Source organism: Rhodococcus sp. OK611, assembly GCF_003050885.1.
GTDB lineage: Bacteria > Actinomycetota > Actinomycetes > Mycobacteriales > Mycobacteriaceae > Rhodococcus_G > Rhodococcus_G oryzae.
Genome location: NZ_QAOZ01000008.1, coordinates 214,092 through 239,088 on the forward strand (window position 1 = coordinate 214,092; position 24,997 = coordinate 239,088).

26 protein-coding genes and 1 pseudogene are annotated in these 24,997 nt (G+C 68.2%); 14 read left to right on the top strand and 13 right to left on the bottom strand.

Annotation, left to right across the window (positions count from 1 at the left end; genetic code table 11):
* Nucleotides 1–9 precede the first annotated feature (9 nt).
* Nucleotides 10–774 carry an SDR family NAD(P)-dependent oxidoreductase gene (locus tag C8K38_RS12385; protein ID WP_097211745.1) on the top strand — a complete coding sequence of 255 codons (765 nt, stop codon included), beginning with the start codon at nucleotides 10–12 and terminating at the stop codon, nucleotides 772–774.
* 103 nt (nucleotides 775–877) lie between these two features.
* On the opposite strand, the gene C8K38_RS12390 is transcribed toward C8K38_RS12385, so the two are convergent.
* The gene (locus C8K38_RS12390; RefSeq protein ID WP_108168824.1) at nucleotides 878–1,882 is read right to left on the bottom strand and encodes a poly(ethylene terephthalate) hydrolase family protein; all 1,005 of its coding nucleotides are present in this window, start codon (nucleotides 1,880–1,882) and stop codon (nucleotides 878–880) included.
* Nucleotides 1,883–1,999: 117 nt separating this feature from the next.
* On the opposite strand from C8K38_RS12390, the gene C8K38_RS12395 reads away from it, so the two are divergent.
* The 6 genes from C8K38_RS12395 to C8K38_RS12420 all read left to right on the top strand — a co-directional run bounded on the left by C8K38_RS12395 (nucleotide 2,000) and on the right by C8K38_RS12420 (nucleotide 9,755).
* Nucleotides 2,000–2,617, top strand: a complete 618-nt coding sequence (locus C8K38_RS12395; protein WP_209928253.1) for a TetR/AcrR family transcriptional regulator — start codon at nucleotides 2,000–2,002, stop codon at nucleotides 2,615–2,617.
* A 154-nt stretch (nucleotides 2,618–2,771) separates the two neighbouring features.
* Nucleotides 2,772–5,213, top strand: a complete 2,442-nt coding sequence (locus C8K38_RS12400) for a beta-glucosidase (protein WP_245221125.1) — start codon at nucleotides 2,772–2,774, stop codon at nucleotides 5,211–5,213.
* 220 nt (nucleotides 5,214–5,433) lie between these two features.
* Nucleotides 5,434–6,036 carry a TetR/AcrR family transcriptional regulator gene (locus C8K38_RS12405; protein ID WP_143548451.1) on the top strand — a complete coding sequence of 201 codons (603 nt, stop codon included), beginning with the start codon at nucleotides 5,434–5,436 and terminating at the stop codon, nucleotides 6,034–6,036.
* A 22-nt stretch (nucleotides 6,037–6,058) separates the two neighbouring features.
* Nucleotides 6,059–7,603 carry a flavin-containing monooxygenase gene (locus C8K38_RS12410; protein WP_097211749.1) on the top strand — a complete coding sequence of 515 codons (1,545 nt, stop codon included), beginning with the start codon at nucleotides 6,059–6,061 and terminating at the stop codon, nucleotides 7,601–7,603.
* Complete coding sequence (locus C8K38_RS12415; protein WP_097211750.1) at nucleotides 7,600–8,415, top strand: mycofactocin-coupled SDR family oxidoreductase; 816 nt, start codon at nucleotides 7,600–7,602, stop codon at nucleotides 8,413–8,415. The genes C8K38_RS12410 and C8K38_RS12415 overlap by 4 nt, the downstream gene beginning before the upstream one ends.
* A 170-nt stretch (nucleotides 8,416–8,585) precedes the next feature.
* Entirely contained in the window at nucleotides 8,586–9,755 is a 1,170-nt protein-coding gene (locus C8K38_RS12420) for a serine hydrolase domain-containing protein (RefSeq protein ID WP_097211751.1), read from the top strand.
* A gap of 77 nt (nucleotides 9,756–9,832) precedes the next feature.
* Here C8K38_RS12420 and C8K38_RS12425 read toward each other — a convergent pair whose 3' ends face one another.
* On the bottom strand, nucleotides 9,833–10,993 hold the full coding sequence (locus tag C8K38_RS12425) for a hypothetical protein (protein ID WP_097211752.1): 1,161 nt from the start codon (nucleotides 10,991–10,993) through the stop codon (nucleotides 9,833–9,835).
* Nucleotides 10,993–11,943, bottom strand: coding sequence for a metal-dependent hydrolase (locus tag C8K38_RS12430; protein WP_097211753.1), 951 nt, complete (start codon nucleotides 11,941–11,943; stop codon nucleotides 10,993–10,995). Before C8K38_RS12430 ends, C8K38_RS12425 begins: the two co-directional genes overlap by 1 nt.
* A 163-nt stretch (nucleotides 11,944–12,106) precedes the next feature.
* On the opposite strand from C8K38_RS12430, the gene C8K38_RS12435 reads away from it, so the two are divergent.
* Together C8K38_RS12435 and C8K38_RS12440 are read left to right on the top strand one after the other, a co-directional pair.
* Nucleotides 12,107–12,727, top strand: a complete 621-nt coding sequence (locus tag C8K38_RS12435) for a TetR/AcrR family transcriptional regulator (protein ID WP_097211817.1) — start codon at nucleotides 12,107–12,109, stop codon at nucleotides 12,725–12,727.
* An 84-nt stretch (nucleotides 12,728–12,811) separates the two neighbouring features.
* The gene (locus C8K38_RS12440) at nucleotides 12,812–13,558 is read left to right on the top strand and encodes a thioesterase family protein (RefSeq protein ID WP_257017471.1); all 747 of its coding nucleotides are present in this window, start codon (nucleotides 12,812–12,814) and stop codon (nucleotides 13,556–13,558) included.
* 1 nt (nucleotide 13,559) lies between these two features.
* Here the strand turns inward: C8K38_RS12440 and C8K38_RS12445 are convergent, their stop codons facing one another.
* Nucleotides 13,560–14,153: an NADPH-dependent FMN reductase gene (locus C8K38_RS12445; protein ID WP_097211755.1), complete on the bottom strand. Its 594-nt coding sequence runs from the start codon at nucleotides 14,151–14,153 to the stop codon at nucleotides 13,560–13,562.
* 145 nt (nucleotides 14,154–14,298) lie between these two features.
* On the opposite strand from C8K38_RS12445, the gene C8K38_RS12450 reads away from it, so the two are divergent.
* Complete coding sequence (locus C8K38_RS12450; RefSeq protein ID WP_097211756.1) at nucleotides 14,299–15,156, top strand: helix-turn-helix domain-containing protein; 858 nt, start codon at nucleotides 14,299–14,301, stop codon at nucleotides 15,154–15,156.
* A 6-nt stretch (nucleotides 15,157–15,162) separates the two neighbouring features.
* Here C8K38_RS12450 and C8K38_RS12455 read toward each other — a convergent pair whose 3' ends face one another.
* Genes C8K38_RS12455 through C8K38_RS12470 form a run of 4 tightly spaced genes read right to left on the bottom strand, consistent with a single transcriptional unit; the run spans nucleotide 15,163 to nucleotide 18,445 of the window.
* Nucleotides 15,163–16,038, bottom strand: a complete 876-nt coding sequence (locus tag C8K38_RS12455; protein WP_097211818.1) for an alpha/beta fold hydrolase — start codon at nucleotides 16,036–16,038, stop codon at nucleotides 15,163–15,165.
* Between the two features lie 30 nt (nucleotides 16,039–16,068).
* Complete coding sequence (locus C8K38_RS12460) at nucleotides 16,069–16,878, bottom strand: SGNH/GDSL hydrolase family protein (RefSeq protein ID WP_097211757.1); 810 nt, start codon at nucleotides 16,876–16,878, stop codon at nucleotides 16,069–16,071.
* A complete protein-coding gene (locus tag C8K38_RS27645; RefSeq protein WP_245221124.1) occupies nucleotides 16,875–17,675 on the bottom strand; it encodes a hypothetical protein in 801 nt (266 codons plus the stop codon). Before C8K38_RS27645 ends, C8K38_RS12460 begins: the two co-directional genes overlap by 4 nt.
* Nucleotides 17,672–18,445: an SDR family NAD(P)-dependent oxidoreductase gene (locus C8K38_RS12470; protein WP_097211758.1), complete on the bottom strand. Its 774-nt coding sequence runs from the start codon at nucleotides 18,443–18,445 to the stop codon at nucleotides 17,672–17,674. The genes C8K38_RS27645 and C8K38_RS12470 overlap by 4 nt, the downstream gene beginning before the upstream one ends.
* 50 nt (nucleotides 18,446–18,495) lie before the next feature.
* Here C8K38_RS12470 and C8K38_RS12475 point away from each other — a divergent pair, with 50 nt between their 5' ends.
* Nucleotides 18,496–18,984, top strand: a complete 489-nt coding sequence (locus C8K38_RS12475; RefSeq protein WP_097211759.1) for a MarR family winged helix-turn-helix transcriptional regulator — start codon at nucleotides 18,496–18,498, stop codon at nucleotides 18,982–18,984.
* Between the two features lie 73 nt (nucleotides 18,985–19,057).
* Here C8K38_RS12475 and C8K38_RS12480 read toward each other — a convergent pair whose 3' ends face one another.
* Together C8K38_RS12480 and C8K38_RS12485 are read right to left on the bottom strand one after the other, a co-directional pair.
* Nucleotides 19,058–19,690 carry an NAD(P)-dependent oxidoreductase gene (locus C8K38_RS12480; protein ID WP_097211760.1) on the bottom strand — a complete coding sequence of 211 codons (633 nt, stop codon included), beginning with the start codon at nucleotides 19,688–19,690 and terminating at the stop codon, nucleotides 19,058–19,060.
* 146 nt (nucleotides 19,691–19,836) lie between these two features.
* Complete coding sequence (locus C8K38_RS12485) at nucleotides 19,837–20,061, bottom strand: hypothetical protein (RefSeq protein ID WP_143548452.1); 225 nt, start codon at nucleotides 20,059–20,061, stop codon at nucleotides 19,837–19,839.
* Nucleotides 20,062–20,207: 146 nt separating this feature from the next.
* On the opposite strand from C8K38_RS12485, the pseudogene C8K38_RS28085 reads away from it, so the two are divergent.
* Nucleotides 20,208–21,013 (top strand): annotated as a pseudogene (locus C8K38_RS28085) (helix-turn-helix domain-containing protein).
* 217 nt (nucleotides 21,014–21,230) lie between these two features.
* On the top strand, nucleotides 21,231–21,695 hold the full coding sequence (locus C8K38_RS12495) for a MarR family winged helix-turn-helix transcriptional regulator (RefSeq protein ID WP_097211763.1): 465 nt from the start codon (nucleotides 21,231–21,233) through the stop codon (nucleotides 21,693–21,695).
* A 72-nt stretch (nucleotides 21,696–21,767) separates the two neighbouring features.
* Here C8K38_RS12495 and C8K38_RS12500 read toward each other — a convergent pair whose 3' ends face one another.
* On the bottom strand, nucleotides 21,768–22,679 hold the full coding sequence (locus C8K38_RS12500) for a VOC family protein (RefSeq protein WP_097211764.1): 912 nt from the start codon (nucleotides 22,677–22,679) through the stop codon (nucleotides 21,768–21,770).
* A 190-nt stretch (nucleotides 22,680–22,869) separates the two neighbouring features.
* Nucleotides 22,870–23,589, bottom strand: coding sequence for a DUF4386 domain-containing protein (locus C8K38_RS12505; RefSeq protein ID WP_097211765.1), 720 nt, complete (start codon nucleotides 23,587–23,589; stop codon nucleotides 22,870–22,872).
* 116 nt (nucleotides 23,590–23,705) lie between these two features.
* On the opposite strand from C8K38_RS12505, the gene C8K38_RS12510 reads away from it, so the two are divergent.
* Nucleotides 23,706–24,398: a TetR/AcrR family transcriptional regulator gene (locus tag C8K38_RS12510; RefSeq protein ID WP_097211820.1), complete on the top strand. Its 693-nt coding sequence runs from the start codon at nucleotides 23,706–23,708 to the stop codon at nucleotides 24,396–24,398.
* A 43-nt stretch (nucleotides 24,399–24,441) separates the two neighbouring features.
* Here the strand turns inward: C8K38_RS12510 and C8K38_RS12515 are convergent, their stop codons facing one another.
* Complete coding sequence (locus tag C8K38_RS12515) at nucleotides 24,442–24,954, bottom strand: hypothetical protein (RefSeq protein ID WP_245221123.1); 513 nt, start codon at nucleotides 24,952–24,954, stop codon at nucleotides 24,442–24,444.
* Nucleotides 24,955–24,997 lie beyond the last annotated feature (43 nt).

The window sequence follows — 24,997 nt, forward strand, 5'->3', positions numbered from 1 at the left end:
CCCTCCACCATGGAACTCAAGGGAATCTCCGTCGCCGTCACCGGCGGCGCATCCGGACTCGGCAACGCGACCGCGCGGCGACTGGTCGACGCCGGCGCCTTCGTGACCCTCGTCGACCTGCCGACCTCCGACGGCGATACAGCGGCACGGGATCTCGGACCCAACGCACGCTTCGCGCCCGCCGACATCACCGATCCGGAACAGTTCGCCGCCGCACTCGACGCCGCGACCGAGGACGGAGAACTCCGCGGCCTCGTCCACTGCGCGGGCAGCGGGCGCGGCATGCGAATCCTCGACAAGCACGGCAACGCCGGCTCGCTCGAGGACTTCGAGCACGTCATCCGGCTCAACCTCGTCGGATCCTTCAATGCACTGCGCCTCGGCGCCGAGCGCATCGCGAAGACCGACGAGGTCGACGGCGAACGCGGAGCGATCGTGATGACCGCCTCCGTCGCGGCCTTCGAGGGGCAGATCGGCCAGATCAACTACACCGCGTCCAAGGCCGGGATCGTGGGGATGACCCTGACCGCGGCCCGCGACCTGGCGACCCGACGCATCCGGGTGTGCACCATCGCGCCGGGAATCATGGACACGCCGTTGCTGTCCGGAATGCCCGACGCGATGCGGGCGGGCCTCGAGGCCTCGGTGCCGAACCCGTCCCGGCTGGGTCGTGCGGACGAGTTCGGCCAGCTCGCCGTGTCGATCCTCGAGAACCGCTACCTCAACGGCGAGACCATCCGGCTCGACGGCGGAATCCGCATGGCGCCCCGCTGACCTGCTGATGTATGCACAAAAGACGCGATCGGCTCCTGCCCGCCCTGTTCGGGTGGGCAGGAGCCGATCGCGTCTGGTGTTCGGGTTGCGTCCGACTCCGGTATCAGCCGGTGATGTTGCTGGCCTGGTTGCTCCAGGCCGTCTGGCCGAAGAGCTCACCGGTCCCGGAGACGAAGGCGCTGTGTGCGTGCGCATCGCCGCGCAGCTTGTCCATGTTCCAGGCGGTGAGAACACCGAGGAATCCCTGCACGCCGCTGACGCAGCCCGGATCGTTCACGGGACAACCGGGCTGGCCCTGAATGTCGTTGTGGTTCGGGCCGTTCAGCGTCGCCATCGCCTTCTGCATCGAGTCCGGGGTCGCGCCGAAGTAGCCCTGCGCGGACTGGGGTCCGATCTGCTCCCACGGAAGCGGCTGGGTGGACGGCGAGATGGGGCTGCCGGAGCCGTTGACGTACAGGATGGAGCCGGTGGTCAGTTGCCGGGGATCCGCGCAGACGGTCATCGCCGGGTCCGGCTTCGGCGAGTTGAGCGTGCACATGAACTGTCCGGGGAGCTCGATCGGGACCGCGGACTTGATGGCGCCGCCGGAACGGACGGTGGCATTGAGGGTGCCGACCGCGCCCTGCGAATGCCCCATCGCGCCGACGTTGTCGGTGTCCAGCGTCTGATAGAAGACGCTCGCGGGATCACTGTCCTGACGCTTGAGGAAGTCCACCGCGTCCAGCATCTCCTGGCCGGAGCCCGAGTTGGTGGTGTCGGGCGCGATCACCACGAAACCCCAGGATGCCAGGTGCGAGAGCAGGTAGTCGTACTGGAAGGGATGCGCAAAGGTGCCGTCGCCCCAGGTGATGATCGGGTGCGTGGTGCCGTCCGAGCCGAGGTCGGTGGGGTACCAGACGTCGAACTTGTGGCCGGTGGAGTCGCAGCAACCGAATCCCTGCTGCTTGGTCACCTCCCACGGTCCACGTTCGGAGTAAGTGGCCTCGACGGACGCGGTCGGCTCGTTGCCCGGTGCGGGCGCACCGGCCTGCGCCGTGGCGCCGGTACCGAGCACGGCCAGGGTTGCTGCGGCGAGGAGGACTGCGCCTCTACTCAAGCGACTTCTCATGGCCCGAGACTAACGACAGCACCTAACGACTTTAAGGCTTTGATACACAATCGTTATATATTCCGAACAATGCAGGTCGCCGCGCCGGAGCCGCACGCTCGTCGTTAGGCTCGCCTCGTGACGGAGCGACAGCGGGGCGGACGTGCGGCCAGGGCAGAGGCCAGGCGCGAGGCCATCCTCGACGCCGCGATGGCCGAGATCGCGGAGCGCGGATACCGCGCCACCACCCTCGCTGCGGTGGCCGAGCGCGTCGGACTGACGCAGCCCGGCGTGCTGCACTATTTCCCCAGCAAGAAACACCTGTTGATCGGCGTGCTCGAGGCCCGCGACCAATGGGATACCGCCGCCCTTCTCGCGAGGTCGACGGACGTGCGGCTGTCCCACCTCGAACAGATCGTGGAGTTCAACGCCGGACGCCCCGGCGTCGTCCAGACCTACACCGCACTTGCCGCGGAGAGCACGACCGGACAGCATCCGGCGCGCGAGTACTTCACCGAGCGCTACGCCGCCGCCCGCGATGCGTTCGCCCTGTTGCTACACAAGGAATTCGGCGACCAACTGCCGGGCGGACTCACACCCGAACAGGCGGCGCCGTTGCTCATCGCCATGCTCGACGGCATGCAGATCCAGTGGCTGCTGGCCCCGGACGAGGTGGACATGGCCGACGCCTTCCGCAACTTCGTCTCCCTACTCAGTGCGGGCGCCCACGTCGAAACCCGAACCGACCAGAGCTAGGCCCCCTCCCAGATCAGTCATTCATAACGTTTCGATAACAACACCTAGTGCTCGCAAGGTAGACTGGCAATATCGCCCAGACGGACCGGCGAGCCGACGGACACTTCTCCTGACCGGCACGTCGAGCACCCGGCCGACGACGAAGGAGTTCATGATGGAAGACGAAGCAACGCGCGAGGCCGTGGAATCAGCGCTCGCCAAGCTGGATCTGGACGCGAAGGCGCGACTGCTCCAGGGGCAGGACATCTGGACGCTGCCGCCGCTCCCCGAAATCGGTCTCGGCTCCCTTGTGATGTCCGACGGCCCGGTCGGCGTGCGCGGGGCCAGCTGGGGTCCGGAGGACCCGTCCGTTCTGCTGCCCTCGCCCACCGCGATGGCCGCGTCCTGGGATCCCGAGCTGATCGCCCGGGCGGGGACACTGCTCGCACAGGAGGCCCGCCGCAAGGGCGTGCACCTGCTCCTCGCCCCCACCGTGAACATGCACCGCACCCCGGTCGGCGGCAGGCACTTCGAGGCGTACTCCGAGGACCCGCTGCTCACCGGCGCCATCGGCTCCGGTTTCGTCCGCGGCGTGCAGTCCGGCGGCGTCGGCGCCACCGTGAAGCACTTCGTGGCCAACGACGCCGAGACCGACCGCATGTTCGTCGACAACATCGTCTCCCCCGAGGCCCTGCGCGAGATCTACCTCGCCCCGTTCGAGGCGATCGTGCGCGACGCCAGCCCGTGGGCCATCATGTCCGCTTACAACAGCGTCAACGGCACCACGATGAGCGAGCACATCGAACTGCTGCGCGGCGTGCTCCGCGACGAGTGGGGCTTCGACGGCATCGTGGTCTCCGACTGGATGGGCACCCGCTCGACGGTTGGCGCGATCCTCGGCGGCCTCGACGTCGCGATGCCCGGCCCGCAGTCGGTCTACGGCGAGCTTCTCGTCAAGGCGGTCCGGGACGGCGAGGTCGATGAGTCCGTAGTGGACGAGGCCGTGCGGCACGTCCTGCTGCTCGCGGCGCGCGTCGGCCTGCTCGAGGGCGCGCCTGCCGCCGTCACCGAGTTCCCCGCCGCGGTCGACGGTCGCGAGATCGCGCGCGAGGTCGCACGGCGCTCCTTCGTGCTCGCCCGCAACGCCGAGGTCGATGGCACTCCAGTCCTGCCGATCACCCCGGCCGAGACCACCGTCGCCCTCGTCGGCCTGGCCGCGCGCGACGCCCGTGTGCTCGGCGGCGGCTCCGCCATGGTCTTCCCCGAGACCGTCGTCTCCCCGCTCGACGGGCTGACGGCCGCGCTGCCCGAGGGCACGCTGAGCTACAACGTCGGTACGGTGCTGAGCGAAGACATGGGCGTCGCCGACCGCGGGTTCGACCTGCGCGCCCGCTGCCTCGCCGCCGACGGCTCGCTACAGCGCGAGCTCCCGATGGCGGACGGCAACATCATGTGGATGGGCGACCTCCCCGAGGGCATCGACTACCCGACGCTGCAGACCGTCGAGATCTTCGGAACGTTCACGCCGGAGCTGTCCGGCCCGCACCGCTTCGGCACCAAGGGCATCGGCCAGTTCACTCTGACCGTCGACGGCCAGACGGTGTTCGAGGGCGACCAGGCACTGGAGAGCTTCGACCCGTTCGAGATGTTCTTCGGCTCGCCGAAGGACCGCGCCGTCGTCGAGCTCGAGGCGGGCCGCCCCGTCGAGGTCTCCCTGCGGTATGACCCGATGAAGATGGAGGGCGCCCCCATCGCCATCGTCAGCTTCGCTCTGGGGCATCTCGAGCCGCAGCGCGACCCCGAGGAGCTCATGGCCGAGGCCGAGGCCGCCGCGGCCGCGGCCGATGTGGCCGTCGTCGTCGTGGCGACCACCGACAAGGTTGAGTCCGAGGGCTTCGACCGCACCACCCTCAAGCTGCCCGGACGTCAGGACGAGCTGGTCTCCCGCGTCGTCGCCGCCAACCCCCGCACCGTTGTGATCGTCAACTCCGGCGCCCCCGTGGAGATGCCGTGGCGCGACGACGTCGCCGCGGTGCTGCTGAGCTGGTTCCCCGGCCAGGAGGCGGGCTCGGCGCTGGCCGAGGTGCTCACCGGCGCGGCCGAGCCCGGCGGCCGGCTGCCCACCACCTGGCCCGCGACGCTCGAGGACTGCCCCGTCACCGAGGTCACCCCGACCGATGGCAAGCTCGCGTACACCGAGGACCTGTTCATCGGCTACCGCGCCTGGGACCGGTCCGACATCGCGCCCGCGTACTCGTTCGGGCACGGCCTCGGCTACACCACCTGGGAGTACGAGGACATCGAGTGGGACGGCGAGACCGTCACGGTCCGGGTCCGCAACACCGGGTCCCGGCCGGGACGCGAGGTCGTGCAGGTCTACCTCGCCCCGGTCGACGGCGACCCATCCCGGCCCGCTCGCGCGCTGGCCGGCTTCGCGAGCGTGGAGGCGGCTGCAGGCGAAACAGTGACGGCGACCGTCACCCTGCCGCAGCGCGCCTTCGAGACATGGGAGGAGACGAGCCGGAAGTGGGCCTACCGCCCCGGCGCGTACACCCTGCAGGTCGGCCCCTCCTCCGCAAACTGCCCTCTCAGCCTGCCCATCGAAGCGGCCGTCTGACAGTTCAACTGTCGAATACGGCCTAGACCGTGCCGGCCCACCGTCCCTCGCGACGGGCCGGCCTGAGACCTTCCCGATCCACCGTCCCTCGCGGTGGGCCGCCGGGATGGTCACGGAATGCCCCGCTACCGAGCCCGCTGCCTGAACAGAGCGGGCTCGGTAGCGGGGCCTTTTTTCGAATCGGGCACCTCGTTGAACACTTTGACGTAATTTGTTCAACATGCTCAATGAGAGCGAGGGGGCCCAGACGGCCGCACCCACCCTCGAACTGGTTCGCGTGGCCGCGGAATGCGTGCGGCGCAACGGGGTTCGGGGGTTTCGCCTGAGCGAGGTCGCCACTGCAGCTGGGGTGTCCCGGGGCACCGTGTACAACACCTTCGGCGACAAGCAGGCCGCCATCAACGCCGGCCTCGCCTACCTGTGCACCGCCTTCATCGACGGATTGGCCGCGGCCGTCACGCCCAAGGAGACGCTGCGCAGCCAGATCGGCGAGGCGGCTGCCCTCATCTACGAACACGCCACCACTCCGCAGGCCCTGGTGCCGCCGCTCCGCACCGAGAGCATCATCGCGACGTTGCTGGAGCACTACGGCGACCAGCTCTGCCGCACGTGGGCTGCGTTCTGGGCGTCGCTGGTCGCCGAGGCACAGCGACGCGGCGAGGTCGACCCCGGCCTTGACCCGATGCAGGCAGGCGACTGGATCGTGCGCGGTCTCCTGAGCTTGGAGATCCTACCGTTCTCGGTGGCCGGATTCAGCAACGCAGACGACGCGCGGAGCCGCATCGGTGACCTCATGCTCGACGGTCTGACACCACGTCGCTGACGACGAAAAGAAATGAGCCGCAATGACATACGAGTACGTCGACGTCGCCATCATCGGCGCCGGGCCGGGCGGCATCACCGCGGCCCACCATCTGCAACGCGCCGGCATCGAGAACTTCGTCATCCTCGAGCGCAGTGACGAGTTCGGGGGCAGTTGGCGCGACAACGTCTACCCCGGCCTGTCCGTGGACGTGCCCACGCTGTTCTATCAGTTCCCCTTCGCGCGCAAGCCCGACTGGTCACGCCTCTTTCCCACGGGCCCGGAGATCCAGGAGTACAACAAGCAGGTTGCCGAAGACCTGAACCTGCACAAGTACTTTCGCGGCAACTGCACCGTCATCCGGGAGGTGTGGGATGACGCGGAGCAGCTGTGGGTGCTGCACATCGAGGACGAGGCCCCCGTGCGCGCACGGTTCGTCATCAATGCTGTAGGCGGCTACGTCAACGCCAAATCGGCCAGCGACATCGAGGGAATCGGCGACTTCACCGGCACTGTCCTGCGCCCGAACTCCTGGGACCCGCACTACGACTGGTCCGGTAAAAGGGTCGCGGTGATCGGCACCGGCTCGAGCTCGGTGCAGATCGTGCCAACGATCTATCAGCAGGCCCACAGTGTCGAGATCTACCAGCGGACGCCGTCCTGGATCCTGCCCAAGCCCGACGTCGAGCTGTCCGCACGAGCACACCGTCTCCTCGCGATACCCGGCGCGGGCGCCCTCATCAACGGCGCCGCGCTGGCCGCCATGGAACTGCCGATGCAGTTCCTCTGCAATGTCCTGCCACTGCTCCCGCGCAAGCTCCTCGCCACGGTCATGCCGCAATACGACCGGATCTGGCAGTCGATCTACCGACGCATGTTGCGGCGCAGCGTCGATGACGCGAGTATCCGCGCCACACTGGTTCCCGACTACGGCATCCTCGCCAAACGGCCGGTGCTGTCGAGCAGCTTCTTCCCCGCTCTGGCGGATCCGTCCGTGTCGCTGGTCGCCGACCCGATCGAACGGGTCACCACCGACGGCATTCGCACGTCGGATGGCACCGAGCGCCCGTACGACCTGATCGTCGCGGCCACCGGATACGAGCTGTTCACCGACCCGGAGACGTATCGCAGCGGCACCATTGTCGGTCGCGACGGGTTCGACCTCGCTGACGACTACCGGCGCAACGGGCTGCGCAGCTACGGCGGCAGCGCGCACCCGGGCCTGCCGAACCGCTGGTCATTGGTCGCACCGCAGGGATACGTCGGCATCGCATGGCACACGTTCGTGGACCTGACCGCCCGGCACGCCGTGCGGGTGATCGCCGAGACCGGGCGGAGGGGCGCGACGGTGGCACAGGTCCGCTCCGAAGCGTTCGCCCGATGGGTGCGCAAGATGCGCCGTCACGGCAAGGCGATCAGCGCCTACACCGTCGACAGCAACCCCGGGCTGCGCACCTACTTCGTCAACTCGCAGGGCGAGGCGCTCTACTACCGGCCGCAGACCATCAGCGGCGCCTTCTGGTTCAGCCGGTTCTCATCGTTCGACGACTACGCATTCGACTACACACTCACGGAGGTTCAGACATGAGCTCACTGGCAGGGAAAGTCGCCTATGTGACGGGAGCGGCTCGGGGGCAGGGCCGTTCGCACGCGGTTCGAATGGCGCAGGAGGGGGCGGACATCGTGGCCGTCGACGTCTGCGCGCAGGTCGCCGAGTTCAGCGGATACCCGATGGCGGAGCCCGCCGACCTCGAGGAGACGGCGCGGCTGATCGAGTCCGAGGGCCGCAAGGTGCTGACCCGACAGGTCGACGTGCGGGATCTCGCGGGCCAGCAGGCGGTGGTGGCCGAGACCATCGAGACCTTCGGGCGCCTCGACGTCGTGGTCGCCAACGCGGGCGTGTGCAACTGGGGCCGAATCTGGGAGATCTCGGCCGAGCAGTTCCAGGAGACCGTGGACGTCAACCTGACCGGCGTCTGGAACACGATCAAGGCGACGGTGCCCGCGATGATCGAAGCCGGTAACGGCGGGTCCATCATCACGGTCGGCTCGTCGGCGAGCGTGAAGGCGCCACCCGGCTGCGGTCACTACGCCGCAGCCAAGTTCGGGGTCCTCGGCCTGACGAAGGCACTGGCGGTGGAGTTGGGCGAGTTCGGCATTCGCGCCAATGTTGTTCTCCCGTACGGCACCAATACGGCCCTCGGCAATGACACCTCGATGTACAAGCTGTTCGAGCAATACCCCACGTACGTCTACAGCTACCCGCCGAACCTGCTCAAGACCGATGCGCTGGTGGAACCGGAAGAGATCTCGGAAGCCGTCGTGTGGCTCGCCGGCGATGCCTCTGCCGTGATCACCGGTGCGCAGATACCGGTGGACAAGGGGTTCCTCGCGCGCTGACCATCCGGGCCCGGAGCGGCGGGGGTACAGCCCGCCATACCACCGCCGCTCCAGTCCGGTCCACCGCAAATACGGTGGTCAGCGCCATGGGAAGCGCCCGCCCTGGTCAATAGCGTTCTGGTCGTAGTGATCTCACCGCGAGGTCCGAACAACCAGGAGGACCAGTGCCGATGACCACCTCTCGACGTCGCGCCGTGCTCGCCGTCACCACCGCCGCCGCCCTCGCGTTGGGAGCGACCGCATGCGGTGACACCGCGCAGTCCGCCGCCCCGTCGCCCGACATCGCGGTACAGCAGAGGCTGGACGCGGTCACCGAGCGGGGGATTCCCGGCGCGCAGCTGGTGATCACCGACCCCGGCCGCGGCACCCGCGTCCTCCGCGCGGGGACAGGGAACACCGCCACCGACGAGCCGATCCCCGATGATGCGAGGGTCCGGATCGGAAGCAACACAAAGGCGTTCGTCGCGACGGTCGTCATGCAGCTGGTAGAGGAGGGACTGGTCGGCCTCGATGCGAGCGTTGAGCACTACCTGCCCGGAATCGTGGCGGGCAACGGGAACGACGGCAGCCGGGTCACCGTCCGCGATCTCCTGCAACACACCAGCGGACTGACGGACTACCTCGCACCCGGAGGCGCGAAGCCGGAGGACGTCAGGCCCGGGCAGCTGCAGGTCGCGACGGGCGAGGAGCCCATGGGGCACTACATGCCTGCCGAGCTCGTGAAGATCGCGATGTCCCTGTCGCCCGGCCCGGCCGCCAAGGACGAGGCCGTCTACTCGAACACCAACTACATCCTGCTCGGGATGCTCATCGAGAAGGTGACGGGCCGCCCCGCCGCGCAGGAGATCGCCACACGCATCATCGATCCGCTCGGGCTGAAGGACACCTACTTCCCTGATTCCGGGGAGACACAGATCCGCGGACCGCACGCGCACGGATATCACCGGATCGGCGAGCAGCAGGTCGACGTCACCGAGGGCGACGTGTCGTGGGCGGATACCGCGGGCGCCATGGTCGCGACCGGCGCCGATCTCAACACGTTCTTCACGGCACTGCTTCGTGGCGATCTCGTATCGCAGGACCGGCTCGCCGAGATGAAGCAGACCGTGCCGTTCGACCGCGGCCCGAAGGACGCATACGGCCTCGGGCTCGTCCGCGTGAACAGCTCCTGCGGGAAGGAGATCTGGGGGCACGGCGGGGGCATCCCCGGGTTCGGCACCTCCGGCGGCGTCGACACCAACGGCCGCGCGGTCACGCTCACCGTCAATCACATCCCGATGAGCGCGGACTCCGTCGACGCGGCGCAGCAGGTCGTCGACGCCGCGATGTGCGCGGACTGACCGAGAACGGCCCAGGACACGGTTCGAGGCCCGTCACACGCGACGGGCCTCGGGTCGTGTCTGCGCATCACACCGACCTATGCAGGCTGCGTCACCGCGCTCTCGCCCGACACGGGCTCACCGCCGTCCTTCGACTGCCCGCGCGGGACGGTGAAGGTGGCGGCAACGCACAGGATCGCGACGGCGAAGCACGCGATGGTGTACCAGAGGTTCCCGACCGGATCGCCGTTCGTGGTGAACCCGTCGACGGCGCCGAAGAAGTCGGGTAGCGCGGACATCCACAACACCGCCATCACAGCGAGATACACGATCGCGTACCACTGGGCGAAGCCATTCCGGTACCCGGGAGCATCCGACGGTACCTGCCGCAGGTGCGACCACTGCCGCACCAGGACCACGACCGCGACGACTGAGAGCACGGCCAACTCCGCGGCGTAGAGGAACCCGCGGACCGTGTCGCTCCCCATGCCGAAGACTGTCGCCGGAAGCGGGAGCACGAACACCCCGACCGAGGCGGCGAGGCCGATCACCACGGTGCGCCACACCAACTGCAGGCCGGAGAAGTGCCGGCCCGCATCGACGTGCCTGCCGACGAAGAACTGGACGCACAGCGCCAACGACATCGGCCACAGCGCCGCGAACACCACGACGCTCGGCAGCGGAACCGAATCGAAGAAGGGCAGGTTGACCTTGTTGTCGAGCGTCCATTCCCACCAGCGCAGCTGCGGTCCGAGCTGGTCGAAGATCTCGTAGAACGCGTGGTGCACGAAGCCGACGCTCACCGCGCCGAGGAGCACGCCGTACTTCCGGAACACGCCGAGCATCCGGACGATCTCGAACGCGATGGTGGCCATCAACGGGTAGATCGCGACGATGTACAGCGGCAGGCGACCCCACAGGAAGTCCACGGTGAACACGTTGTGCGCGAACATCGTGCCCAGGTAGTCCTCGGTGCCGAACGTGGCCGGGAAGTAGATCGGCGGCTCGATCACGAACAGGAACGCGGTGGCACCGAACCACAGCACCAGGTTGGTGGGATCACCGTGCCGACGCAGCCGCAGAACCGCGTAGACGAGCGCGAGCACCGCCCCGAGGACGATGGTGAACTCGAGGACCGGCAGGGTCCAGTTCTCGAGCGCGAACGGGTTGCGGACCTCGACCAGTCCACCGGCATCCTCGCACGAGAAGCCAAGGCGGCTAGCGAGATCCGAGAAGGTGGGAGAACAGTGGTCCGACATCAGTTCGCCCCCGCGGAGACCGGCTCGGCCTCGGGCTTCTGCGAGTCCGCGGTGTACCAGCGGGTGCAGTCGTAGCCGGCGTCGTAGCGGGTGAACCACTCGTCGGCGAGGACGGGCAGTTTCTCGTGTGCGGGCTTGTGCCCGGGCATCTGGCTGCGAACGGCGCCGGACAGAGCGGTGAGCTGCTCACCGATCGGCAGGCCGTCGAACGCACGAGGCATCGGCCCCTTGGTCAGGTACGGCGCGAAAGCGGTGAGCACCTTCTGCTTGGCCCGGTGCCGAGCGAACATCGACATCGAGTCGACCTTCCGCTCGGACAGCGGAACGTGCTGGTTGAAGCCGGCGCACGCAATCCGGATCGCCTTCATCACGTGCGCGAAGATCGACGCGGCCATCCGCATCCGGTAGAGCTCGTTGCCGACGACGGAGTTGTAGATGATCAGCGCCGAACTGCGGTGCTCGACCTCCTCGACGAAATGCCAGATGAACAGGGACGCGACCCGGTCGTCGCCGGGCCGGAACAGGGTGGCCTCGTTGTCGAGCATCAGCTTGAACACCGGAGTGAACGTTGCCTCCAGGTCGGCGGTGTACGCCAGCCTGTAGTTGATCGAGGTCCGCTCGGTGAGGAGGTCGAACTCGCCGGTCACGGCGTCGAGGGTGTTCTGCAGGCCGGGGTAGCGCCGGATCAGCGCGTTCACGTGCTGGCGGTGCGCGGTGGAGTGGTGGCCCTCCTGACGCATGAACGCGACTGCTTCCGCCGCGACCTCCGGATCGGCGATCAGCGGCTTCGCCTGCAGGATCAGCTTGACGATCATCTTCTCGAAGCCGATGGCCAGGAACGAGACCGCGTTGGACATGCTCGACCACGCCGGGTTGTCCGGGTTCCACAGGAATGGGACGTCCTCGTCCTCGAACCCGAAGTCCATCTTCCGGGGTTTCAGATCTGTCATGCGAGATTCCTCGTTTCCGTTTTGCGCCGGCGAACCCTGTCAGGGCAGGTGGGGGTCACATTCGCAGTGATCATACAAATACACGAACCTTTGTATGATCACATTCGTCGAATCCACCGCTGTTCGTGAGGCGGCCGGAGGCGGTGCTGGTACCGTCCGCTCGGTGGCGCGCAGACGTGGATGGGGTGGCCGGCCGCCGGTCGACGATGAGGAGGCCGCGCGCCGCATCGTCGACGCCGCGGTCGAGGTGATCTCGCGCACCGGGTCGGCGATCAGCATCGCCGATGTCGCGGAGTCGCTCGGGGTGATCCGCCAGACGGTGTACCGCTACTTCCCCAGCGCTGAGGCCCTCATGCGGGCCGCGGCCATTTCATCCGTCGACGGATTCCTCGATCGGCTGACAGAGCATGTGCATGGTCTCAATAACCCCGCCGAGGCGATGACCGAGGGCGTGATCTACACGCTGGACGAGGTGCATCGCATCCCTCATCTGGGCATCATGCTCTCGGGTTCCCATTCGAACATCGGCGCCTATGGGCTCACGTCGGACGAGGCGCGCGCCTTCGGCATGACGATGATCCGGCGATTCGACGTCGATTGGGAGGGCCACGGCTACGACGAGGACTCGCTCCGCGAGCTCGTCGAGTACGCCCTGCGGACGATGCAGTCGTTCTTCATCTCGCCCAGCGACCCGCCGCGCAGCGAGGACGAGCTGCGGGGCTACCTGCGCCGCTGGCTGGGAACGGCCATCAGCGCCCAGACACGTTCGCCCGCAGGCAGTTAGACGGCATACATATACGCAAGGCGTATCCAACAGGGGGGTTTGGCAGCGATGGTCGGTTTCTTCACCAGACGTGGAGATCTGTTCGTGGCGGAAGAGTTCGCGGTGAGTCACTGGACGCCGACCCAGGTGGGTGGTCACGCGGTGTGCGGCCTGCTCGCCCGGAGTCTCGAAACGCACTGTCCCGCTGGGTTCGTCCCCGCCCGGATGACCGTGGACCTGTTTAGGCCGGTCCTCAACGCCCCGATCGAGGTGCGCAGCGAGGTGGTCCGCCAGGGCACACGGATCACCGTCGCCGACGCCTCCATCGTGCAGGACGGAGAGGTGCGGACACGTGCCTCGGCGGTGTTCCTGACCACCGGTCCTGAACCCGCGGGCCGCATGTGGAGCCCGGAGACGGACCTGCCGGTGCCGTCGGAGGGGTGCGTGTCCCCGGACGGGGCGCCGCCGCTGTTCAAGAGCGGCGACCGGGAGTGGACACACGACTTCGCGGCGAACCAGAACGCCGACCGCAAGACCTCATGGCACAGCCTTCCCCCACTCGTCGACGGCGAACCGATCTCACCGTTCCAGCGTGCCGCGGTGCTCGGTGACACCACGAACCACGTCTGCCACTGGGGATCCCACGGCGCCGGCTACATCAACACCGACATGACCCTCACCCTGTCGAGACTCCCGGTCGGGTACGAACTCGGCCTCCGCGCCGAGAACACGGTCACCTCCGCGGGCGTCTCGATCGGCACCGCCACCCTCTACGACCGCACCGGACCGCTCGGCACCTGCGTCGTCACCGCGCTGTCCAACGGCCGCAGGCAGATCGACTTCGCCCGGTAGTTCACGCGAGCGCCGGGACCGCTCGGGCCGCGGCGAGGGCGCGCGCCCACCACTGCAGCCGGTCGAGCATGCCCCTGGCGGCGGCCGCGGGCTCGTCCGGTTCACGCAGGGCGCCGTCCTCGTCGAAGAGCAGGTAGTAGCGGGGGAAGGAAACGTACTCGCGCACCGTGTGCGCGTCGAGCTCGTTGAACACCTGACGCAATCCCTCGATGGCGAGCAGACCGCCGCTGGCACCGCTGTAGCCGACGAAACCGACTGTCTTGCCGCTCCACTGGGTGAAGTGCCAGTCGATGGCCGCCTTCAGCGCGGCCGGGAACGATCGGTTGTAGTCCGGGGTGACGATGACGAACGCGTCGGCCGCGTCCAGCCGCTCGGTCAGCTCGGCCATGCCGTCGGGGCGGGCCGGGTGCGGGTCCATGGCCGGCGGGACCGCGGGCAGCTGCAGCGGCAGGTGTGCCTCGGCCAGGTCGATGACGTCCACGTCGAACTCGCCGTGCAGGCGGGCCTGGTCGGCGAACCAGGACGCCACCACCGGGCCGAAGCGCCCCTCCCGGACGCTGCCGATGATCACCGCGAGTTTGAGATTGTCGGACACGCTGTTCTCCTCTCGGAATGTGCGACGACCGCACGGCCGCCGCACATCTCACCCTGGTGTCCGGCCCGGCCGGCAGGAAGGCCGCGGGAAGGGTGGTAGTGGCAGGGCCACCCTCCGCGCCGCGAACGCTTGTACCGTTCGAGGGGTGAGCGACAACGAGTTGGGGCTGTTCCTGCGCACCCGCCGTAATGCGGTGACTCCCGCCGCGGTCGGCCTGCCCGCCGGTCCACGGCGGCGCACCCCGGGCCTGCGCCGCGCCGAACTGGCCACCATGGCCGGGGTGAGCGTCGAATACATCACCCGGCTCGAGCAGGGCCGGGACCGCCGCCCCTCGCCGCAGGTTCTCTCCGCCCTCGCCGACGCGCTGCACCTGACTCCGAGCGAACGCGTCCACCTGTACCGCTTGACCAAGACGGCCGACGGCGGGTTCAGCTGCATGGGCGGCACCCATCCACTACGCGAGATCCGCCCGAGCGTGCGTGCGCTCCTGGACCATCTGGAACCGGCGCCCGCGGTGGTCGTCAACCGGCTGTCCGAGATCCTCGCTTGCACCGAGGGCTACCGGCGGCTGATGGCACCGACGGGGCTGCTCGCCGACGAGACCCGTTCCAACCTTGCCCTGTTCGTCTTCACCGACCCCCACGCCCCCGCCGTCTATCCCGACTGGGACCACGTGGCCGACGACCTGGTCGCCTCCCTCAAACAGGGACCCTTCCGCGCCGACCCGCACATCGCGGCCCTCGCTGACGAACTGGCCGTCGTCGCGGGCGCGGCATTCACCGACCGGGTCGCGACCGTGCCCAATCTGCCCACCGCCACCGGCATCACCCGGCTGCGCCATCCCGTTCTCGGCGAGCTCCGACTCGCCTACGAGACCCTCGATCTGCCCGCGGACGACGCCCTGCGCCTGATCGTCCATCTCCCCGCCGACACCGCCACCGCCTCCGCCCTCGATTCCCTGGTGGGCCGCCGCCCCGGCGGGCTGCGCGCGGTCTCGAGCTGACGGGACTCACCGCCGGGCGAGGAACTCCAGGATCCGGGCATTGACCGCCGCCGGCTGCTCGAGCTGGAGGAAGTGGCCCGCGCCCGCGATCAGGTGGGCCTCGCTACCCGGCGGGAGGTTCGGCCCCACCAGGGCGGCGAGCCGCGGATCGAGGCAGCCGTCGTCTTCGCCGTGGAGATACAGCATCGGGATCACCGGCAGCCGCATCTCGGCCCCGGCCCACCGCCGGTAGCGCGCGGGCAAGCGCGGAAACGGCCGGGCCGCGTTCCGGTAGTAGGCGAAGACGGCCCGGCGGTGTGCCCTCTCGGGGATCGCCGCCAGCACCGCCGGCAGGTCCTCGCTCGCGTCGTACCCGGGTGACCAGTCGGCCCACAACCGACGGACCAACGGTTCCGCGACGCGTTCCGGCAGGAGCGGGAGCTGGTTGAACAGGATGTACCAGCTGTTGCGCAGCTGCCGTGGGAGCACCCGCAGCGCGGCAGGCGTCCGCAGTGCCGCGAACGGCGGGACCGACAGCGCCGCCACGGCGACAAAGGGGTTGTCGGCGTGGGCGGCCAGCGCATTGGCGGTGACCGCACCCCAGTCGTGTCCGATCAGCGCAGCGTCGGACCCGCCGCCGAGCCGGGCGTGGATGGCGACGGCGTCGTCCATCAGGGCCGCGATGTGGCCGCTGCCGTCCCCCGGCACCGCCGAGGGGGCGTAGCCGCGGGTGAACGGCGCGACCACCCGCCAACCCTCTTCGGCCAGTGCGGGTCCCAGGTGCCGCCAGGTGTGCGCGGTATCCGGGAAGCCGTGCAGCAGCACCGCCAGCCGGCCGGTTGCGGGCCCCCAGGTCAGGGCCCGCAGCCGGACCTCGTCGAGGTCGAGGGTGATCTCACGCATGCGGACCATCCTGGCCCATCCGCTACCTCGTCACCGGGTCAATGCGTCCAAGACCAGGCCGGCCACGGCCGCCTGGGTCGCGGCCTGCGGATGGACCCCGTCCTCGAGCAACGATTCGGGTCCCGTGACGGCCGGGCTCGTGTCGATCACCAGATCCCGGTCCCCCGCGATCCGGCGAACCGCACCGGCGGTGCGTCGGACGTCGTCGTTGGACCAGTGCAGTCCGGCGCCGCCGAAGAACGGGAACGCGGCGACGGCCGCCTCGTCCACCGGCGGCGGGGTCAGCCAGATCCAGTGCGCCGCATCGCCGGACGCTCGCTCACGGAGCAGCCTCAGGTTCCGCTCGGTCTCAGCCTCGCTGACCAGCCGCGGCCCGTCGACACCACACCGCTGGATGTCGTTGCCGCCCAACAGGATGAACACCCGATCGGCCGGCTGCCTGCGGATCCCGGCCAGTCCGGCCAGCGTCCCCGTGGTGGACGCCCCCGACACCGCGAGGTTGATCAGCTCCAATCCGAGGTCCGGCCGGTGCCGGTCGATCAGCGTGCGCAGCACCTCGAACCAGGACAACCGGTCGGCGGTGGTGCTCTCGCCGATCGCCACGATGCGCTCCCCCGCGGTGAACGGCAGGCGGCGCAACCGATCCGCCACCCCCGCGTCCGCGGCCAGCCGGTCCGCGGCCTCGTCCCGCTGCCGATCCAGGTCGGCCAGTGCGGCCTCGTATCCCGCGAGGTCGGTGCCGAACACCGCAGCCTCGGTGGCCCGGTCCGGCCGCGCCCATGGCAGCGCCCGGTCCGGCCGCTGAAATCGCACCAGCTTGGGCAACATCGGATTGCTCATCGTGAACTCCCTTGATTCGCAGTGGTTTCGCCGCGCCTGGCCCGCCGGCGCGGTAGCAGGAAGGCCGCCGACACGATCCAGACGAAGGCCGGGAACCGGGCTATCGGCAGCAGGATCGACAGGCCCGGCAACGCCACGGACAGCGTCGCGACCATCGCCACCGCCGCGATCACCAGGCCCGCCCAGGCGTGCCAGCGGGGCAGCAACCGGGCCAGCAGCCCGGGCACGGCGATGCCGGCCACGAGCAGGCCAAGCGGCACCACGAACCCGGCCCCGCCGGTGACGAAGGCAAGATCGTGCAGCAGCCGGATCAGTTCGTCGTGCGCCAGGATCTCAGGCCGGGTCAATGCCCAGCTGAAGCCGGCCGACATCGCCAGCGCAGCCGCGGCCAGGACGCCACCCCCGAAACCGATCCGGGGACCGGGTGCCTGCACGCCGAGCCGGCCCAGCCGAACCGACACGACCGCGGCGAAGACGGCCAGCGGCAGCGAGGCGGCGAACTGCAGCAGGCTGGCGACCAGCACCTGGTCCGAGTGGTCCCGGAAGTAGGCGACGATCTCCTCCGCCGGGGCGAACGGTGACGGGTAGACGGCCCCGCCGCCCAGGACGATCGGTAGCACCAGCGAGGCCATGAACAGGGCGACGGCGGCGATCGCCACCGGTGGTAGCGGCGGTCCGTCCTGCTGCCGCCTCCCGGCCACCGGTCCCGGCGCCCGGTCGAGCGTCTGCACGCCGCCCGACGGTCCGCTCGGTCGCGGGCCGACGGCGCTCCTCGTATCACTCGCGTTCTCGTTCACAGCGTCATCCCTCCGGTGATGTCGATGGTGTTCCCGGTGATCCAGCCCGCCGCGTCCGAGACGAGAAACGCGACGGTCTCGGCGATGTCGGCGGGTTGACCGATGCGGCGCAGCGGCACGTGTCCGGCCACGGCGGCCAGCTGGGCGGCGGGCATTCGGTGCCGCAGCGTGGCGGTCTCCACGATGGACGGCGCCACGCAGTTGACCCGAATGCCGTTGCCTGCGTGCTCCTTTGCCAGGTGCTCGGTCAGCATGACCACGCCCGCCTTGGCCGCGGCGTAGGCGGCGTTGGCCTGCGAGGCCCGGCGTCCGGCGCTGGAGGCGACCGTGACGATCCGCCCGTCGCCGCGCTCGACCATCCCTGGCAGCACGGCCCGCAGGGTGAGGAACGTCGAGGTCAGGTCGAGATCGACGATCTCCCGCCAGCGCTGCGCGCCCATCTCCGCCGACGGTTCCGGCGCGCCCGCGCCGCCCGCCAGCGGGACCGCGATGTCGATCGGCCCGAGGTCCGCGGACACCCGTTCGGTCAGCTCCGCCAGGTGGTCGGGGTCGCGCACGTCGCCGAGGTGAGCGGTGGCCGTGCCGCCGGACCCGCGGATCTGCTGGACCAGTGCGGTCAGCCGATCCTCGGTACGACCGTGCACGGCCACCGCCGCGCCGCGGTCGGCGAGGGCGCGACCGACCGCGGCCCCGATCGATCCGGACGCGCCGGTCACCAACGCCACCCGACCGGTGAGGTCGGCTTGGTTGAGCTCATTAATTCCAGTCATGCAATCATTCATAGCACAGAATGATTACGTGTCAATGGTATGGTGCGGGCATGGCCACCGACCCCGCGGCGCAGCCGTTCCGACCGCCCGCGCAGCGGGTGAGCTTCCTGTTGTCCCAGCTCGGCATGTACGCCACCGCCCGATTCGCGGAGCGACTGTCCGCACTGGAGTTGCAGCCCAGCGACGTCGGCCTGCTGCGGCTGATCGCGACCGATCCGGGAATGAGCCAACAGGCGCTGGCGACCAAGCTCGGCGTGGTGCCGAGTCGGGTGGTGGCGCTGGTGGACGGACTGCAGGCCAAGGGGCTGGTGGAGCGTCAACGCAGCGCCCGGGATCGTCGCAACTACGAACTGCACCTGTCGGTGGGCGGCCGCGCGGTGATGGCGCAGATGCGCGAGATCGGCGAGGCACACGAGGCTGACCTGGTCGCGGCGCTGTCGGCCGAGGAGCGACGCACCCTCGGCGAGTTGCTGGCGAAGGTGGCCACCAGTCACGGCATCGAGCCGGACGTGCACCCCGGCTATCGCGCCCAGTCCTGAGCGGCCCGCGCCGGCCCCACCCGCCTGCGCCGCGCAACGGAAAGCGTCGCGCGGCGCAGGGCCGACGTTTCGGTCAGGCCGAGACCTCGACCGTGCCCTTCCAGGTCGTGGGGTCTTCCAGGATCCGCACCGCATAGTCGGCCAGGGCGGCGCGGCTGATCGACCGCGGCTTGTCCAGGTGCCGATTCACCGCCGCGCGGGCCTCACCCGTCGAGGCTGCGTCGGTCAGCATCGGCGGCCGGACGATGGTCCACCGCACGTCCTGCGCCGAGACGAACTCCTCCATCCGGGCCATGTCGGCGTAGCCGTGCCGGAACCGCGGCTGGATCACCAGCCGGGTCACCATCCGCTGGGCCCACGGGGTGTCGGGTGCGATCTCCAGGCCCGCCGAGGACAGACAGACGAGCCGCCGCTCCGGCCCGCCGTCCAGCGCCGCCAACAGGTTCGCGGTTCCCTGCGAGTAGACGGTGGTCGGATGCCTGCGATCCGTGCTGCCCAGGCAGGACAGGACGGCCCGGCAGTCGCCGACCTCCGATTGCCACCGCCCGCCCTGCAGCACGTCGCCCCCGATCACCCGCAGCCCCGGCCGGGCCGCCACCGCCTCCGGCCTACGGGCGACCGCCACCACTTGATGCCCGGCGTCCAGCGCCCGGTCCAACGCCAGCTTCCCCGTGCCGCCGGTCACCCCGGCCATCAACAGGTCCATCGCAACTCCGATCGCAGCAGTAAATGATTCACATTACTGAATCATAGACCGATCAATCACGCATGAGAACAGAGACAGCGTGCGGCGGGCAGCCCTGCGCTCGCATTCCGCCATTTCCGGATACCGGTTCAAGGCACCGCGTGGCGTCAACGGCACAGCCACCCACTCAGATATCGGGCGGTGAACGGGTTGATGACCCACACCATGGAAGCGACCGCAAACGACACGCTCACGGCCAACCGCACCGGCATCGGCGCACCATCCATGAGGGGCGTCAGGACAGTCCCGAGCACGGCCAGAATCGGGTAGATGCCACACACCGTCAGCAGCCACACCTTCCATCGGCGCGGTGCGCTATTCGTGGTCGTCAACAAAACCTCCAAGTTCATCGATGGCGTTCCTACGCACCCGAGTCTTGAACCTCACGCGATGATGTTGAAGACCGTGGCCTTCCTAGCAGTGACACGGCCAGGGACAGCGACCTTCATCTGTCGCTGGACTTGGCAGAATTCGGTGCGTGAGCACATCTGGGCCTCTCGGCGCCTTCCTCCGATCGCGGCGATCACTCGTTCTGCCGGCCGACGTCGGACTGTCTGTGGGGCCAGGCCTGCGCCGCACTCCTGGGCTGCGACGTGAGGAGTTGGCAACGATCGCGGGCGTCAGTTTCGATTACTACACGCGCCTCGAGCAGGGCCGGGAACGTCGACCCGGGCACGCCGTGCTGGAGAGTCTCGCCCGGGCACTACGGCTGAGCACCGACGACAAATGCCACCTGCACCGCTTGGCAGCGCACGCCGCCGAACCACGAGCAACCACACCCCCGGCGCCCGCCCCCTCAGTGCGTCCCGCCATCGATGCGATCCTGACAGCGTTGCGGCCTTCGCCGGCATACGTCCTCAACCGGGTCAGCGACATGATCGCCGCGAACCCCGAAGGCCTGTCTCTGTTCCACGGAATCGTCCTGTGGCAACCGAACCGACGCAACACCGTCCGCTACATTTCACTCACCCGGCAGCCCGCACGCTGTTCCGCGATTGGGAATCCACCGCACGCTCCAGCGTCGCGCAATTACGGACCATGAACGCTCACTGCCCGTCCGACCCCCACTTGCGCGAACTGGTGAAAGATCTCGAGTCAGCCGACCCGACATTCCATCGGCTCTGGAGGGACCATGCCGTCGGCCCACGACGGCACACAACCAAGTCATTCGACCATCCAGATCTCGGATCAGTCACCTTCGACTTCGAGACGCTGCACCTACCCGACGACGGGCTACGGCTCTCCATCTACACAGGCGCCCGTGACACCACATCCACCGAGTAGTGCACCGTCACGGGAAGCAACGGAATATCAGCTCGTTCCCGCGTAACCGCATGGGGTGCTTCAGGTTGGCTCATCGACTGCCGGAACCTGGCCTGCAACACTCGACGGCCGGCGGCCGACGCACGCTCCATCGCCTACCGCCCCCATGCCACCCCGCCCATCAACAGGTCAACCAATTATTGGCTACGCCAATACTTGACATCCCTATAATGCCTGCATGAGTTCGTCTGACCACTCCAGCACACCCCAGCTTTCGAGTCGGCCAGGGTACGTGCTGGTTAGAGCGGCTTTACGGGTTCGCCAATGCTATGCCGACACATTGGCAGGCACTGGGTTGCTGCCGAACCAGCACGCTATCCTCAGCACGCTGCACGAACTCGGCCCTTCACACCAAAAGGAACTCGCACTTCGCGTCGTAATCGACCCGGGCGACATCGTGTCCTATCTCGACGGCCTGCAACAGAGCCAGTTCATCGTTCGGGAGCGCGATCCCGCTGACCGGCGCCGCCAGATCGTGACAATCACCAAAGCCGGCCGCACCAAGCTGATTGAGGCGGACAACGCACTGGACGAGGTGGAAGCAACCATATTCGCTTCCCTGACCGCCCGGGATCGAACGTTCCTCGACAAGCTCTCCGCTCGAATCTATGACGCGGCCGCCGAGGTCAGCGCCGCACGATAGCTCCGTGCACCGCAGAGTTTGGCGACGTTGGACGCTCGGCGTGGACATCGGGCATGCCGAACGTCATTGCCGCTAGACACCAGCAGGGATGGGCTTGACGATTCCCGGCAGGCGAGACTTCGCGACATCAGAGAGCTTGTGCCCCCAATAGCTGGGCCTGCCGTAAGTCCTAGCAACCCAACTCAAGTCGTCGACCGTCAACCCCCCAAATCCATACTCGATCTGCAATCCCGATGGGCTCCCGATGTAGACAGAGGTCATGAGGTCGTTGGTGTGCCTGCCAAGGGACTGCATCACGTCGGTGTCGTAAGTGTCGAGTAGGTCGATCAGACGGCCAAGGTCATCCATATGCTCGACTTCGAGCATCAGATGATTGAACCCAACGTGACCAGGGAACTCCGACAACGCGAGCGAGTGATGGCGACCGTTGATGTGATAGAAGCGCACGCTGAAATACTTGGTCGTGATCCGATCCGAAAGCCGGAAACCGAGAACATCGACATAAAACTCATTGGCCTTCTCGATGTCCGGAACCTGAAACACAACATGCCCGAGCCCCTGATCGCCCGTGACGAATCCCCCGCGCATCGTCCGGCCAGTCGAGAACGACAGGGGCGTTGCCACCTTTCCCCACGTCAGCTCATGCCGAATCCCCCAGGGGTCTTCGAACCATGCCAGCTCGGCAACCTCTCGCTCTGCCAAGAGTTCGGGATCACCGGTATGGACCACCACCCCATGCGATTCGAGGTGGTTTACGAATGCGTGCAGATCTGTCTCATTCGCCATTCCCCATCCTGCGTAACGGAACTCATCCTCCTCGCCAGGGTGGATCGCAATCCGGTAGTTGATGTCGTCAACTGCGAGACGAACGGCGCCGTCTGCCCCGTCCGGAGCAAGCATCCCTCCGAGGAGCTCCGTCCCGTAGGTCCGCCATTCCTCGGACCGGGGCGAACCGATGCCGATGTAGGACAGCTCTTGAATCATGCGCCCGACTCCTTCACTCGAGGGCCGCGACCGCGTCAGTCCTACCTGCCCGACTGAGCAGTCGCCTCATGCCCGACGTTTGGTATGCCGAAAGCGACGGTACACATGCCAGCCAATGATTGGCAATGCCAATAGTTAACTATTTGCAGCCGGCCGCCGGACCATCGGTCCATCGCCAACGGCACGGAACTCACACTGCCAACGGCTCGAGACGCATGCCGCCCGAGCCAACGGCGCGGTCGCGGACGGGAACAGACTTGAAGCCCTTGGTGATCAGATAGACGGCAAAGCTGACCTCCCACGCGAACACCGGCAGCGCGGAGATCGCATGGGCCGCAGGGCCGTAGAGCCCGAACAGCACGGCAATCGCGGAGGCGGTGACGAGCGGGCCACCGACGAGCCCGAGCACGGCGATGGGCCGGGGCGCGAGCTCGGACCGGTACACCAGGTAGGCCAGCAACAGGGTGTTCATGCCCAGCACCACGCTCGGGCCGAGCAGGAACGTCCAGTCATGGATTGCGACCAGCGCCTGCCCAACCGCGACGAGCGCGCCCTCGCCCGCGCCCGCGGCCGCGCCGTCCCGCCGCAGGGTCACCAGCGCCAGCACACTGACGATGCCGATTGTGATGATCGCGGCCTCGAGGATCCGGCCGGCGACGTGACCGAGGGCCATTCCCTCGCCCTGCCTGCGGATGACCGGATACAGCGTGACGGCCGTGCCGATGATGGCTGCGATCAGGATGAGTTCACAGAGGGCGCCCAGCAGCACCCGGCCGTCGGCACCGGCGCCGCCGACATAGCCGGGATCCGAGAGCGCCGGCTGATAGAGGGCTAGCCCCGCGATCGCCGAGACCTCGGTGACCAGGAACAACACACCGGCGGCCATTGCGGTCCTTCTTGCTGAGGTCATTGCGCCACTCCCTTGAGTCCAGAGGTGTACGTAGTACACCATCGGCCAGAACGCTAAGGTGTACGAAGTACACCTGTCAACCGATGGCGGGTGGCACGCAGGAGAGGACGGAGCCGATGGCCCGCAGCAAGGCGGAGACCCGCCGCACGCCCCTGAACCGAGATCGCGTGCTGGCCACCGCCATTGCCCTGGCCGACTCGGACGGGATCGAGGCGGTGAACATGCGCCGGCTCTCGCAGGAGCTGGGAGTGGTCCCGATGGCGCTCTACAAGCACGTGTCCAACAAGGACGAGCTCCTCGACGCGATGGTGGACACCGTCGTGACCGAGATCGATGTCCCGGACCCAAACCTGCCGTGGCGGAACGCGATCCGATCCCGCATCCTGTCCGCGCGCGCGATGCTGCTCCGGCACCCGTGGGCGCGACGCGTCATGGAATCGAGGACCGCCCCGACCCCGGCGGTGCTGGCCTACATGGACTCCACCATCGCGACCTTCACCGCCGGCGGCCTGTCCGTCGACCTCACCCATCACGTGATGCACGCACTGGGGAGCCGCATCTTCGGGTTCACCCAGGAGCTCTTCGACGAACCCGCCGATCAAGAAGTCCCCGCGGCCGCCGCCGCGCAGCTGGCCGAGGCCTACCCCCATATCGCGGCGGTCGCCGCCAGCCACCCGCACGACGAGCATTCGGTGGTGGGCACGGGCTGCGACGACCAGTTCGAGTTCGAGTTCACCATCGACCTCCTGCTCGACGGTGTCGAGCGGCTACACCGACAGGGCTGGGGCTCCGGCCAGACACCCGCCTAGGCGCGCCGTCGGAATCAGTCGGTCCCCCCACGCCGTGGCAACGTCAGCAGCCCGGTGACCCCCACACCAGCGTCTCGCCGTCGACGCGAACACTTGCGAAGAACCGCTGCTCGGCGTCCGCACCACCGCGGTTGTAGCCCTTCATGATCTCGGCCAACTCGTCGGCGAGCGCCCGCAACGCCGGGCTGACGGTCTCGATGCCGTCCTCGGACACCCACCCCCACTCCCGGGGGACGTCGTCGATCGTGATGACGACGCCGGCATCGTGCGGCGTCTCGACGAGGTAGGAGATCCCGGGAGGGGCATCGCGGATCGGATCGTGCACGGCCAGCTGCCCCGGCGCAGTAGCTGTCGCGAAGACCACTCGCGCAAAGGCGATGTCGTCGCGGATCGCGTCCGCGATGTGCGAGAGACCCGCATGCCGGCCGACTCGATCGTGCCGCGCACCGTGCGTGCGGTCGCCGGCGCCGTCCTTGACGAACTTCGTCAGGATCCGGTCGAGCATCCGCTGCGCCGCGGCTCGTTCGCCGGCGCCGGTTCGTGGATGCTCGATCAACGTTCTCAGGCGAGTGATTCGAAAGCTTGAGTTTCCGGCCACC